Genomic DNA, 11,949 nt, shown 5'->3' with positions numbered 1-11,949 from the left:
CATGCTCGCTGACAAAGATCGCATTTTCACCAATCTCTACGGCCACCACGACTGGCGGCTGGACGGCGCGCGCGAGCGCGGCTCATGGGTTGGGACCAAGGAATTCATCGATTCCGGACGCGACTGGATCACCAATGAAGTGAAATCGTCCGGCCTGCGTGGCCGTGGCGGGGCTGGCTTTCCGACGGGTCTGAAATGGTCGTTCATGCCCAAGCAGTCCGATGGCCGCCCGCATTACCTCCTGGTCAATGCCGACGAGTCTGAACCCGGCACCTGCAAGGACCGTGAAATCCTGCGCCACGATCCGCACCATCTGATCGAAGGTTGCCTCTTGGCCTGCCGCGCCATGGATGCGCACCTGGCCTTTATCTATGTGCGCGGCGAGTTCGTCCGCGAACGCCAGCGCCTGGAAGAAGCGGTTCAGGAAGCCTACGACGCCAAGCTGATCGGCAAGGACAACGTCCATGGCTGGGATTTGGATATTATCATCCATCACGGCGCCGGCGCTTACATCTGCGGCGAAGAAACCGCGCTGATGGAAAGTCTGGAAGGCAAGAAGGGCCAGCCGCGCCTCAAGCCGCCGTTCCCGGCCGGTATGGGCGTCTATGGCAACCCGACCACCGTCAACAATGTCGAGTCCATTGCCGTTGTGCCCGAAATCCTGCGCCGCTCGGGTGCCTGGTTCTCCTCCATCGGCCGCCCCAACAATGTCGGCACCAAGCTGTTCATGGTCTCGGGCCATGTGAATAAGCCGGCCACCTTCGAGGAAGCCCTGGGCGAGAGCTTCAAGGACATCATCGAAAAGCATTGCGGCGGCATTCGCGGCGGTTGGGACAATCTGCTCGCGGTCATCCCGGGCGGCGCCTCGTGCCCGGTCGTGCGCGGTGAGGACATGATGGACGCCGTCATGGATTTTGACGGCATGCGGGAGAAGAAGTCGAGCTTCGGCACCGGCGGCATGATCGTCATGGACAAGTCCACCGATATCATCAAGGCCATCTGGCGCATCTCGGCGTTCTTCAAGCATGAAAGCTGCGGCCAGTGCACGCCGTGCCGCGAAGGCACAGGTTGGATGATGCGCGTCATGGAACGCATGGTTCAAGGTCGCGCCCAGAAGCGCGAGATCGACATGCTGTTCGAGGTGACCAAGCAGATCGAAGGTCACACCATCTGCGCCCTGGGCGATGCGGCCGCCTGGCCGATCCAGGGCCTGATCCGCAATTTCCGCCCCACCATCGAGGCGCGGATCGAGCAATACACCTATTCATCCACCAGCGACGGCGCTGTTCCGTCGATCGCGGCGGAGTAAGATCATGGCAAATCTCAAAGTCGACGGGCAGCTCATCGAGGTTCCCGACCATTACACCCTGATGCAGGCCGCCGAGGCTGCGGGCGCCGAAATTCCGCGCTTCTGCTATCACGAGCGCCTGTCGGTCGCCGGCAATTGCCGCATGTGCCTGGTCGAAGTGAAGGGCGGTCCCCCGAAGCCCCAGGCTTCTTGCGCCATGTCGGTCAAGGATCTTCGTCCCGGCCCGAATGGCGAAGCGCCCGAAATGTTCACCAACACGCCCATGGTCAAGAAGGCCCGTGAAGGCGTGATGGAATTCCTGCTCATCAACCATCCGCTCGATTGCCCGATCTGCGATCAGGGCGGCGAGTGTGATCTGCAGGATCAGGCCATGGCCTATGGCGTCTCTGGCTCGCGTTTCGCTGAGAACAAGCGCGCCGTCGAAGACAAATATATGGGCCCGCTGATCAAGACGGCGATGAACCGCTGCATTCACTGCACGCGCTGCGTCCGCTTTACCACCGAGGTCGCCGGCATCTCCGAACTGGGTCTTTTGGGTCGCGGTGAAGATGCCGAGATCACGCCTTACCTCGAGCGCGCTCTGACCAGCGAGCTGCAGGGCAATGTCATCGACCTCTGCCCGGTTGGTGCTCTGACCTCCAAGCCCTACGCGTTCAACGCCCGTCCCTGGGAACTGACCAAGACCGAATCCATCGACGTTATGGATGCAGTCGGCTCGGCCATCCGCGTCGATAGCCGTGGCCGCGAAGTCATGCGTGTTCTGCCGCGCATCAACGAGGCCATCAACGAAGAATGGATCTCGGACAAGACCCGCTTCGTCTGGGATGGCCTCAAGAGCCAGCGCCTGGACCGTCCCTACGTGCGCAAGTCTGGCAAACTGCAGGCTGCAACCTGGGAAGATGCGCTCGCCGCCGTTGCCAGCAAGGTCAAGAAGGCCGGCAACAAGGTCGGTGCCATCGCCGGTGATCTCGCAGCAGTCGAGGAAATGTATGCCCTCAAGGGCCTGCTGGCCTCGATCGGCTCCGGCATGACCGACGTGCGCCCTGCCATGTCCGGTATCGATCCGTCCATGCCGCGCTCAGCCTATCTGTTTAACCCGACCATCGCCGGGATCGAGCAGGCCGATGCCATCGTCATCATAGGTGCCAACCCGCGCAAGGAAGCGTCGCTGATCAATGCGCGCATCCGCAAGACCTGGCGCGCCACTAATCTGCCGATCGCCGTCATCGGCGAACAGGCCGACCTGACCTATGGCTACGAATATCTGGGTTCGGGCTTTGAAACCCTGGCTGATCTTGCCGCCGGTAACGGCGCCTTTGCCGAGACGCTCAAGAACGCCAAGCGCCCCCTGATCATCGTGGGTGAAGGCGCTGTCTCGCATGCCGATCTCGGCAAGCAGGCTGGTCGTGACACCATTGCACTCGCAGCCAAGCTCGCCACCGGTGCCAATGTCGACGGCGACTGGAACGGCTTTGCGCTTCTGCACAATGCGGCCAGCCGCGTTGGTGGCCTCGATATCGGCTTCGTGCCGCATGACGGCGGCGTCTGCTCGGCCGACCAGATCGGCCTCGCCGGCAAGGGCGAGCTCGATGTGCTGTTCCTGCTTGGCGCCGACGAATACGACATGTCGGCCATGGGCAAGGCCTTCGTGGTCTATATCGGCTCGCATGGCGACAATGGGGCTCACCGCGCCGACGTCATCCTGCCGGCCGCAACCTATACCGAGAAGTCGGGCACCTATGTGAACACTGAGGGCCGCGTGCAGGTTACCACTCGCTCCGTGTTCCCACCGGGCGACGCCAAGGAAGATTGGGCGATCATCCGTGCGCTCTCCGGCGCCATCGGCAAACCGCTGGCTTTCAACTCGTTGGCCCAGCTCCGCGCCGCGCTCTATGCGGAATTCCCGCATCTGGCGCGCATCGACGAAATCGCGCCCGGCTCGGCCGCCGAAGTCGCCAAGCTCGGCAAGGCCACCATCAAGACCAAGTCGGCGCCCTTCGTGTCGCCGGTCACAGACTTCTATCTCAGCAATCCGATTGCCCGCGCCTCGGCGACGATGGCCGAATGCGCCCAGATGGCCGCCGGTCTCAAGCAGGCTGCGGAGTAGGGGAGCACAATGGACTTTTTTCTCTCCGCCCTCGATTACCTGCTGGGCATCCCTTTTCTCGGATGGGGCGAGCACATCGGCTTCGTCTACAAGGCGCTCGCACTGCTGGTTGGCCTGTTGATCTTCACCGCCTTCATTCTGCTGGCTGACCGCAAGGTGTGGGCTGCCGTGCAGATGCGCCGTGGTCCCAACGTTGTCGGCCCCTTCGGTTTGCTGCAATCCTTTGCTGATCTGATCAAGTTTGGCGTCAAGGAAGCGGTCATTCCCGCCGGCGCCGACAAGGTGCTGTTCCTGTTGGCGCCCTTGATTACGGCAACACTGGCGCTTGCTGGCTGGGCCGTGGTGCCGGTGGACAATGGCTGGGCCATGGCCAACATCAATATCGGCATTTTGTACTTGCTCGGCATTTCCTCGCTCGGCGTATATGGCGTTATCATCGGTGGCTGGGCGTCCAACTCGAAATACCCCTTCTTTGGTGCGCTGCGTGCTGCGGCGCAGATGGTGTCCTACGAAGTCTCGATCGGCCTCGTCATCATTACCGTGTTGCTCTGCGTAGGGTCTCTGAACCTCAACGACATCGTCATCGCCCAATCCGAAATGGGCCTTGCACATGCCTTGGGCGTGCCATGGCTCTCGTTCCTCAACTGGTTCTGGCTGCCGCTCTTCCCGATGTTCGTGGTGTTCTACATCTCGGCCCTGGCTGAAACCAACCGCCCGCCTTTCGACATGGTTGAAGGCGAATCCGAGCTGGTTGCCGGGTTTATGACCGAGTACTCCTCGACACCCTACCTGCTGTTCATGCTGGGTGAGTACATCGCCATCCTGCTCATGTGTGCCATGACCACCATCCTGTTCCTGGGTGGCTGGGCCGCACCGATCGAGCTGCCGCCCTTTACCTGGATTCCGGGCGTCATCTGGTTCTTCATCAAGGTAGCTCTCGTCTTCTTAATGTTTGCCATGGCAAAGGCCATCGTGCCCCGCTATCGCTACGACCAACTCATGCGGATCGGTTGGAAGCTGTTCCTTCCGCTCTCCCTGATCATGGTCGTGATCGTCGCTTTCGTTCTCCAGCTTACGGGCTGGGGCTGGCACGGGGGAATTGCCTGATGCGCGCCGGACAACTGATCAACAAGCTGCTCCTCACCGAATTCGTCTCGGCCTTCTTCCTGGCCATGCGCTATTTCTTCGGAGCCAAGCCGACCATCAACTATCCCTTCGAAAAGGGCGCCGTGTCGCCGCGATTCCGGGGTGAACATGCCTTGCGTCGTTACCCCAATGGAGAAGAGCGCTGCATTGCCTGCAAGCTGTGCGAGGCCATCTGCCCGGCCCAGGCCATCACCATCGAGGCCGGCCCGCGCCAGAATGACGGCACCCGCCGCACCGTGCGCTACGACATCGACATGGTGAAGTGCATCTATTGCGGCTTCTGCCAGGAAGCCTGCCCGGTCGATGCCATCGTCGAAGGTCCGAACTTCGAATTCGCCACAGAAACGCGTGAGGAACTCTACTTCTCCAAGGAGAAGCTCCTTGCCAACGGTGACCGGTGGGAGCGCGAGATCGCTGCCAATCTGGCCGCCGACGCGCCTTATCGCTGAGAGGGAAGAGCATGACCCTTCCGCTGTTCTTCTTCTACGTCTTCTCCGCCATTACCGTGGCATCGGCTTTCATGGTCATCTCCGCGCGCAATCCCGTGCATGCGGTGCTGTTCCTGATCCTGGCCTTCTTCAACGCAGCAGGCCTGTTCATGCTGGCCGGGGCCGAGTTCCTCGCTCTGCTGCTGATCGTGGTCTATGTTGGCGCCGTGGCCGTGCTGTTCCTTTTCGTCGTGATGATGATCGACGTGGATTTCGCCGAGCTGAAATCCGGACTGCTGTCTTATGCGCCAATCGGCATGGTGGTTGGCGCCATCCTGTTCCTTGAACTTCTGCTGGTGGCCGGCAGCTTCGTGGTCGCGCCCGAAGTAGTGGGCGCAGGAGGCCTGCCGATCCTGGCCACGGTAGACAATACCAAGGCACTCGGATTGGTACTTTACACACGCTACGTCTTCCTGTTCCAGGGCGCTGCGGCAGTCCTGCTGGTCGCCATGATCGGCGCCATCGTGCTGACGCTGCGGCACCGGACGGGCATCAAGCGGCAGAGCACCGCCTCGCAATTGGGCCGCAATCCCAGCGAGACGGTACGCAATGTCAAAGTCAAAAGCGGTCAGGGGCTATAGGGGGTTACTATGGGTCTGGAAATCGGGCTCGGTCATTACCTGACCGTAGCAGCAATCCTGTTCACGCTCGGCGTGTTCGGCATTTTCATCAACCGCAAGAACGTCATCGTCATCCTGATGTCGGTGGAGCTTATCCTGCTGGCGGTGAATCTCAACCTGGTGGCCTTCAGCGCGCATCTCAATGATCTTCAGGGTCAGGTCTTTGCGCTGATGATCCTCACCGTGGCTGCCGCCGAGGCCGCCATTGGTCTGGCGATCCTCGTTATCTTCTACCGCAACCGCGGCTCCATCGCGGTTGAAGACGTCAATATGATGAAGGGCTAAGAGCACCGCTATGATCATTCAGGCGATTGTTTTCCTGCCCCTCATCGGGGCGCTTGTGGCCGGGTTGCTCGGCCGCTCCATTGGCCATCGGCCTTCCGAATTCATCACCACTGGCCTGCTGCTTATCGCAGCGGTGCTGAGCTGGTTCGTGTTCATCCCTGTTGCCTTTGGTGACGGCTTGGTCGGTGCCGTGGGCGATGGCCACGCGGCCGTGGTCAAGGTCGAAGTGATGCGCTGGATCCAGGTCGGCGACATGGACCTGCGCTGGATCCTGCGTGTCGACACGCTGACCGCCATCATGCTGGTCGTGGTCAATACCGTGTCCGCGCTCGTGCACGTCTATTCCATCGGCTACATGGAAGAAGATCCGCATCGCTCGCGCTTCTTCGCCTATCTCTCGCTCTTCACTTTCGCCATGCTGATGCTGGTGACCGCCGACAACTTCCTGCAGATGTTCTTCGGCTGGGAAGGCGTGGGTCTGGCCTCCTATCTGCTGATCGGCTTCTGGTACACCAAGCCCTCCGCTACGGCGGCGGCGATGAAGGCCTTCATCGTCAACCGCGTTGGCGACTTCGGCTTCGCCCTGGGCATTTTCGGTGCCTTCCTGGTGCTTGGCCATATCGACTTCGACGGTGCCTTCCACGCCGCCGACGAATTCGCTGCCACTGGTCTTCCGGTGATCCAGTTCCTCTCCTGGCAACTCGACGCCATGACCGTGATCTGCCTGCTGCTGTTCATGGGCGCTATGGGCAAGTCGGCGCAGTTCCTGCTGCACACCTGGCTTCCGGACGCCATGGAAGGCCCGACCCCGGTGTCGGCGCTGATCCACGCTGCCACCATGGTGACGGCCGGTGTGTTCATGGTAGCGCGCCTGTCGCCGCTGTTCGAAACCTCTCCGGTTGCGCTGACGGTGGTCATTGTCATCGGTGCCATCACCGCCTTCTTCGCGGCAACTGTTGGCCTCGTGCAGAACGACATCAAGCGCGTCATTGCCTATTCGACCTGTTCGCAGCTCGGCTACATGTTCGTGGCGCTTGGGGTAGGGGCCTATTCGGCTGGTATCTTCCACCTGTTCACCCACGCTTTCTTCAAGGCTCTGCTGTTCCTCGGCGCCGGCTCGGTTATCCATGCCATGCACCATGAGCAGGACATGCGGAACATGGGTGGCCTGCGCAAGAAAATCCCCATCACCTACGCGATGATGATGATCGGCACGCTGGCCCTGACTGGCGTTGGCATCCCGGGCACCAATTTCGGTTTTGCCGGGTTCTTCTCAAAAGACGCCATCATCGAAAGCGCCTATGCCTTTGGCGGCAATGTCGGCTCCTTCGCGTTCTGGCTTCTGGTCGTGGCCGCGCTGTTCACCAGCTTCTATTCCTGGCGCCTGGTGCACCTGACCTTCCACGGCTCGCCGCGCGACGCGCAGCACCATGGCGAAGGTCCGCACCCCGATCCGGCCCATGCTGCCCTTGAAAGCCATGACGAGCCGATCGACGACAGCAATGCCGACGATCACGGCGACCATAGTCACCATGGTTCGGCCTACGATCACGCCCATGAGTCACCCAATGTCATGCTGGTACCACTTTATGTGCTGGCCGTTGGTGCAGTGTTGGCAGGCGTGGTGTTCTACGGCATGTTCTTCCACGAGGTGGAACACATCGAACACTTCTTCGCCGGCTCGATCTATGTCGACCACCAGATCATCGACGACGCCCATCACGTCCCGACCTGGGTCAAGTGGAGCGCCACCATCGCCATGATCATTGGCTTCGTCTCGGCTTGGTATATGTATATCCGCCGCCCGGACGTACCCGGCAGGCTCGCCGCGACCAATCCGGGGCTCTACAAGTTCCTGCTCAACAAGTGGTACTTCGACGAGCTCTACAACACGATCTTCGTCAAGCCTGCGCTCTGGATCGGCAACGCCGTCTGGAAGGGCTTTGATGACTGGCTGGTCGACGGCAAGATTGCCGAGGGCCTTGGCCGTCGCGTCCAGAACGTCACCAGCTGGGTCGTCAAGCTCCAGTCCGGCTATCTCTATCACTATGCCTTCGCCATGCTCATCGGCATTGCGGCGCTGTTGACCTGGGCCATCGCGGCCGGGGGACTGATCTGATGACCTTTGAGAACTCTATCCTCACGCTCCTGACCTGGCTGCCGGTTCTCGGCGCAGTAATCCTGCTGTTCGCGCCCAAGACCGCGCTGAACGCCATTCGCTGGATCGCACTGGGCACCACTCTGGTTGTCTTTGTGTTGTCGCTGGCCCTCTGGCAGGCCTTCGACGCGTCCAGCGCCGGCTTCCAGTTCGTGGTCAACATGCCCTGGATCGGCGATTCCATCGGCTACCGCGTCGGTGTCGACGGTATCTCCGTGCTCTTTGTAGTGCTGACCGCGCTGCTCATGCCCGCCGCCGTGCTGGCGAGCTGGGACGTCGAGACACGCGTTAAGGAATACATGATCGTGTTCCTGGTGCTCGAAACGCTGATGATCGGCGTTTTCACCACGCTCGATCTGGCCATGTTCTACGTCTTCTTCGAAGGCACCTTGCTGCCGATGTTCCTCATCATCGGCATCTGGGGTGGCGCGGCCCGCATTCAGGCGGCCTACAAGTTCTTCTTCTATACCTTCATTGGCTCGGTTCTAATGCTGCTTGCCATGATGGGCATGTATTGGGACGCTGGCACCACGGACATCATCCGCCTGTTGGGCCATGATTTCCCGGTCGGCATGCAGACCTGGCTCTGGTTGGCCTTCTTTGCCTCGCTGGCGGTGAAGATGCCGATGTGGCCCTTCCACCGCTGGTTGCCCGAAGCCCACGTGCAGGCGCCGACGGCCGGTTCGGTGATCCTGGCTGCGATCCTGCTCAAGCTCGGCGGCTACGGCTTCCTGCGCTTTTCGCTGCCCATGTTCCCCGATGCCTCGGCGCAGTTTGCCAACTTTGTCTTCCTGCTCTCGGTCGCTGCCATCATTCTGACCTCGCTGGTCGCCCTGGTGCAGACCGACATCAAGAAGCTGATCGCCTATTCGTCAGTGGCCCATATGGGTTTCGTGACCATGGGCATCTTTGCCGGCAATGCCTTGGGTATCCAGGGCGCTATGTTCCAAATGATCAGCCACGGCATCGTGTCAGGCGCGCTCTTCCTGTGTGTTGGCGTCATTTACGACCGCATGCACACCCGCGAGATCTCCGCTTATGGCGGCCTTGTCGACCGCATGCCGCAATATGCCTTTGCCTTCATGGTCTTCACCATGGCCAATGTCGGCCTGCCGGGCACGTCGGGCTTCGTCGGTGAATTCCTCACCATGATCGGCGTCTTCCAGGTCAACACCTGGGTGGCTTTCGGTGCTGCCTTCGGCGTGATCTTCTCGGCCGGTTATGCCCTCTGGCTTTATCGCCGGGTGGTCTTTGGTGCGCTCACCAAGGATAGCCTGAAGGGCATCCTCGACCTCAACCTGCGCGAAAAAGTGGTGCTCTATCCGCTCATCGTGCTGACCGTGGTCTTCGGCTTCTATCCGGCCCCGATCCTCGACACGACCGCAGCCGCGGTCGACAATCTGGTTGCGCAATATTCGGCTGCAAACGGCCTCGATCCGGCCGTGGCCCAGGCTGATGCTCGCGCCCCCCTTGAATATGTCGCGCCTGCCGAAGGCGCGCTTCAGCCGGCCGACGACCACGCGGCCGCGCCCGCTGCGCATTAGGAGACTGACGTGAACTCTGACGTTACCGATTTCGCGAGCCTGGCTCCTGCCTATCCCGAAGTGCTCATGGCACTGGGCATTCTTGTCCTGTTGCTGCTCGGCGTGGTGATCAACAAGGAGCGCTCCGCGCTCGTGGCTTGGCTCACCGTGGGCCTGCTGGCTGCTACTGGCCTGCTGGTCATGTTGCAGCCTGCCGATGGGGTCATCTTCAATGGCCTGTTCATCGCCGACAGCTTCGGTCGGTTCATGAAAGTACTGGTCATCGGCGGTGCCGGCCTGGCCCTGATCCTTGCCATGTCCAATGCTGAGGAAAACGGCGTCCACAAATACGAGTATTCCGTGCTGGCCTTGCTCGCCACGCTCGGCATGATGGTTATGGTGTCTGCCAACGACCTGATGAGCCTCTACGTCGGCCTCGAGCTGCAGTCGCTCTCGCTCTATGTCATGGCCGCCATCAAGCGCGATGACCCTCGGGCTTCGGAAGCTGGCCTGAAGTACTTCGTGCTCGGTGCGCTGTCTTCTGGTCTGCTGCTTTATGGCGCTTCCCTGATCTATGGCTTCACCGGCCACACCAATCTGGGCGAGATCGTCATTGCCATCGCCAATGAAGGGCGCTCGATTGGCCTGATCTTTGGCGTGGTCTTCCTGCTTGCCGGCGTTGCCTTCAAGATTTCGGCCGTGCCGTTCCATATGTGGACACCCGACGTCTATGAAGGCGCTCCCACCCCGGTCACCGCTTTCTTCGCCATGGCCCCCAAGGTGGCGGCTATGACGCTGATGATCCGTCTGGTGATGGATACTTTCGCGCCCATCACTTCGGATTGGCAGCAGATCGTCATCTTCCTTTCGATCGCCTCCATGGTCCTGGCCGCCTTTGCCGCCATCGGTCAGCAATCGCTCAAGCGCCTGATTGCCTACTCGTCGATCGGCCATGTTGGCTTCGCTCTGGTGGGCCTCTCCTCTGGCACCCAGGTCGGCGTTGAAGGCGTGGCGATCTACATGGCCATCTATGTGGCGATGACTGTGGGCCTGTTCGCCTGCCTGCTCTCGTTCCGTACCGATACCGGTTATGTCGAAACCATCGACGATCTGGCCGGCGCCGCGCAGACCCGGCCTTTCGTGGCGGCCATCATGGCCATTCTGATGTTCTCGCTGATCGGCCTGCCGCCGCTTGCCGGGTTCTTCGCCAAGTGGCACGTCTTCCTGGCCGCCATCGAAGCCAACCTCTATGTGCTTTCGGTAATTGGCGTGCTCGCTTCGGCCGTCAGCGCCTTCTACTATCTGCGCGTGGTCAAGGTGATGTTCTTCGACGCACCGATCAAGCAGTTCGCTGCTGTTCCCGGAGAACTCAACATCCTCATGGCGGCCTCGGGCTTCTTGGTCGTCACCTACTACTTCACGGTCGGCAATCCGCTCGCATCCTGGGCGCACACCGCGGCCGGAAGCCTGTTCTAGGTGGCGAGCTTTACGCTTGGTGGCAAAGCCCGCGATGCCGGATACCGGCTTGCGGGCTTTGACACCATCGGCTCCACCAATAGCGAAGCGCTCGCTGCGGCGGCCGCAGGCGATCCTGGCGGCATCTGGTTCACGGCCCTGCAACAAACGGCGGGGCGCGGTCGGCGGGGCAGGGAGTGGCACAGCCCTCACGGCAACCTGGCGGCCAGCCTTCTGATCGTGCCCGATGGCTCGCCCGACACCATCGCCACACTGGGCTTTGTGGCCGGTGTTGCGCTCAATGCCGGCCTCTCGGCCATTTTGCCGGGCGGCATGGTTCGCATCGGCATCGATGGGGCCGACGGCGCTGATGGCCGCTCGCGCATTGCGCTCAAATGGCCCAATGACGTGCTGGCGGACGGCGCCAAGCTGGCGGGTATCCTGCTCGAAACCACCAAAGCCGCAGATGGGCGTCAGGCCGTCATAGTCGGCATTGGCGTCAATGTAGTTGCAGCGCCTCAAGGGGTGCCCTATCCAGCAACCTCGCTGCGGACCTTGGGCGTTGAACGCTCGGCCGAAGATGTGTTCGAGGCTCTGTCCGACGCCTGGGTTGACGCTTTCAGCCTCTGGAACGATGGCCAGGGCGTTGGGGCGGTGCTCGCCCGCTGGCGTGGCGCCGCCGCCGGCATTGGCGCGCCGGTGGCGATCAGTCAGGACGGCGTAACACGCCGGGGCATTTTTGAAACCATCGACTCCTCGGGTCGGTTGATCATTCGCGACGACGATGGCGCGCGGCATCCGATCACGGCGGGCGATGTGCATTTTGGGGCAACGGCCAGCGCCCGAAGCTGACCACAA

The 11,949-nt window shown here is 61.2% G+C and carries 10 protein-coding genes; all 10 read left to right on the top strand.

The genetic code is table 11. The features are described from left to right. Position 1: 1 nt before the first annotated feature. The 10 genes from nuoF to GGR20_RS01165 are packed head-to-tail and all read left to right on the top strand — an operon-like array spanning position 2 to position 11,943. Complete coding sequence (gene nuoF / locus GGR20_RS01210) at positions 2-1,309, top strand: NADH-quinone oxidoreductase subunit NuoF (protein WP_183309417.1); 1,308 nt, start codon at positions 2-4, stop codon at positions 1,307-1,309. A gap of 4 nt (positions 1,310-1,313) precedes the next feature. Next, on the top strand, positions 1,314-3,416 hold the full coding sequence (gene nuoG, locus GGR20_RS01205; protein ID WP_183309416.1) for an NADH-quinone oxidoreductase subunit NuoG: 2,103 nt from the start codon (positions 1,314-1,316) through the stop codon (positions 3,414-3,416). 9 nt (positions 3,417-3,425) lie between these two features. Continuing rightward, positions 3,426-4,523 (top strand): NADH-quinone oxidoreductase subunit NuoH, encoded by a 1,098-nt coding sequence (gene nuoH / locus GGR20_RS01200; protein WP_183309415.1) that lies wholly within the window; start codon positions 3,426-3,428, stop codon positions 4,521-4,523. Further along, positions 4,523-5,011, top strand: coding sequence for an NADH-quinone oxidoreductase subunit NuoI (nuoI, locus tag GGR20_RS01195; protein WP_183309414.1), 489 nt, complete (start codon positions 4,523-4,525; stop codon positions 5,009-5,011). Before nuoH ends, nuoI begins: the two co-directional genes overlap by 1 nt. Positions 5,012-5,022: 11 nt before the next feature. Further along, positions 5,023-5,631, top strand: a complete 609-nt coding sequence (locus tag GGR20_RS01190; protein ID WP_183309413.1) for an NADH-quinone oxidoreductase subunit J — start codon at positions 5,023-5,025, stop codon at positions 5,629-5,631. A gap of 15 nt (positions 5,632-5,646) precedes the next feature. Beyond that, the gene (gene nuoK / locus GGR20_RS01185; protein WP_183310027.1) at positions 5,647-5,955 is read left to right on the top strand and encodes an NADH-quinone oxidoreductase subunit NuoK; all 309 of its coding nucleotides are present in this window, start codon (positions 5,647-5,649) and stop codon (positions 5,953-5,955) included. A gap of 10 nt (positions 5,956-5,965) precedes the next feature. Beyond that, the gene (gene nuoL / locus GGR20_RS01180; RefSeq protein ID WP_183309412.1) at positions 5,966-8,074 is read left to right on the top strand and encodes an NADH-quinone oxidoreductase subunit L; all 2,109 of its coding nucleotides are present in this window, start codon (positions 5,966-5,968) and stop codon (positions 8,072-8,074) included. Next, entirely contained in the window at positions 8,074-9,657 is a 1,584-nt protein-coding gene (locus GGR20_RS01175) for an NADH-quinone oxidoreductase subunit M (protein WP_183309411.1), read from the top strand. The genes nuoL and GGR20_RS01175 overlap by 1 nt, the downstream gene beginning before the upstream one ends. 9 nt (positions 9,658-9,666) lie before the next feature. Beyond that, complete coding sequence (gene nuoN, locus GGR20_RS01170; protein WP_183309410.1) at positions 9,667-11,112, top strand: NADH-quinone oxidoreductase subunit NuoN; 1,446 nt, start codon at positions 9,667-9,669, stop codon at positions 11,110-11,112. Next, positions 11,113-11,943, top strand: a complete 831-nt coding sequence (locus GGR20_RS01165) for a biotin--[acetyl-CoA-carboxylase] ligase (RefSeq protein WP_183309409.1) — start codon at positions 11,113-11,115, stop codon at positions 11,941-11,943. Positions 11,944-11,949 lie beyond the last annotated feature (6 nt).

The organism is Devosia subaequoris (genome assembly GCF_014197055.1).
GTDB classification, from domain to species: Bacteria; Pseudomonadota; Alphaproteobacteria; order Rhizobiales; family Devosiaceae; genus Devosia; species Devosia subaequoris.
This window is presented reverse-complemented; position numbering and strand designations above follow the sequence as displayed.

Bases quoted from the DNA above. Each gene is read 5' to 3' on its own strand.
- nuoF (WP_183309417.1), top strand. From the start codon at position 2: ATGCTCGCTGACAAAGATCGCATTTTCACCAATCTCTACGGCCACCAC.
- nuoG (WP_183309416.1), top strand. From the start codon at position 1,314: ATGGCAAATCTCAAAGTCGACGGGCAGCTCATCGAGGTTCCCGACCAT.
- nuoH (WP_183309415.1), top strand. From the start codon at position 3,426: ATGGACTTTTTTCTCTCCGCCCTCGATTACCTGCTGGGCATCCCTTTT.
- nuoI (WP_183309414.1), top strand. From the start codon at position 4,523: ATGCGCGCCGGACAACTGATCAACAAGCTGCTCCTCACCGAATTCGTC.
- GGR20_RS01190 (WP_183309413.1), top strand. From the start codon at position 5,023: ATGACCCTTCCGCTGTTCTTCTTCTACGTCTTCTCCGCCATTACCGTG.
- nuoL (WP_183309412.1), top strand. From the start codon at position 5,966: ATGATCATTCAGGCGATTGTTTTCCTGCCCCTCATCGGGGCGCTTGTG.
- GGR20_RS01175 (WP_183309411.1), top strand. From the start codon at position 8,074: ATGACCTTTGAGAACTCTATCCTCACGCTCCTGACCTGGCTGCCGGTT.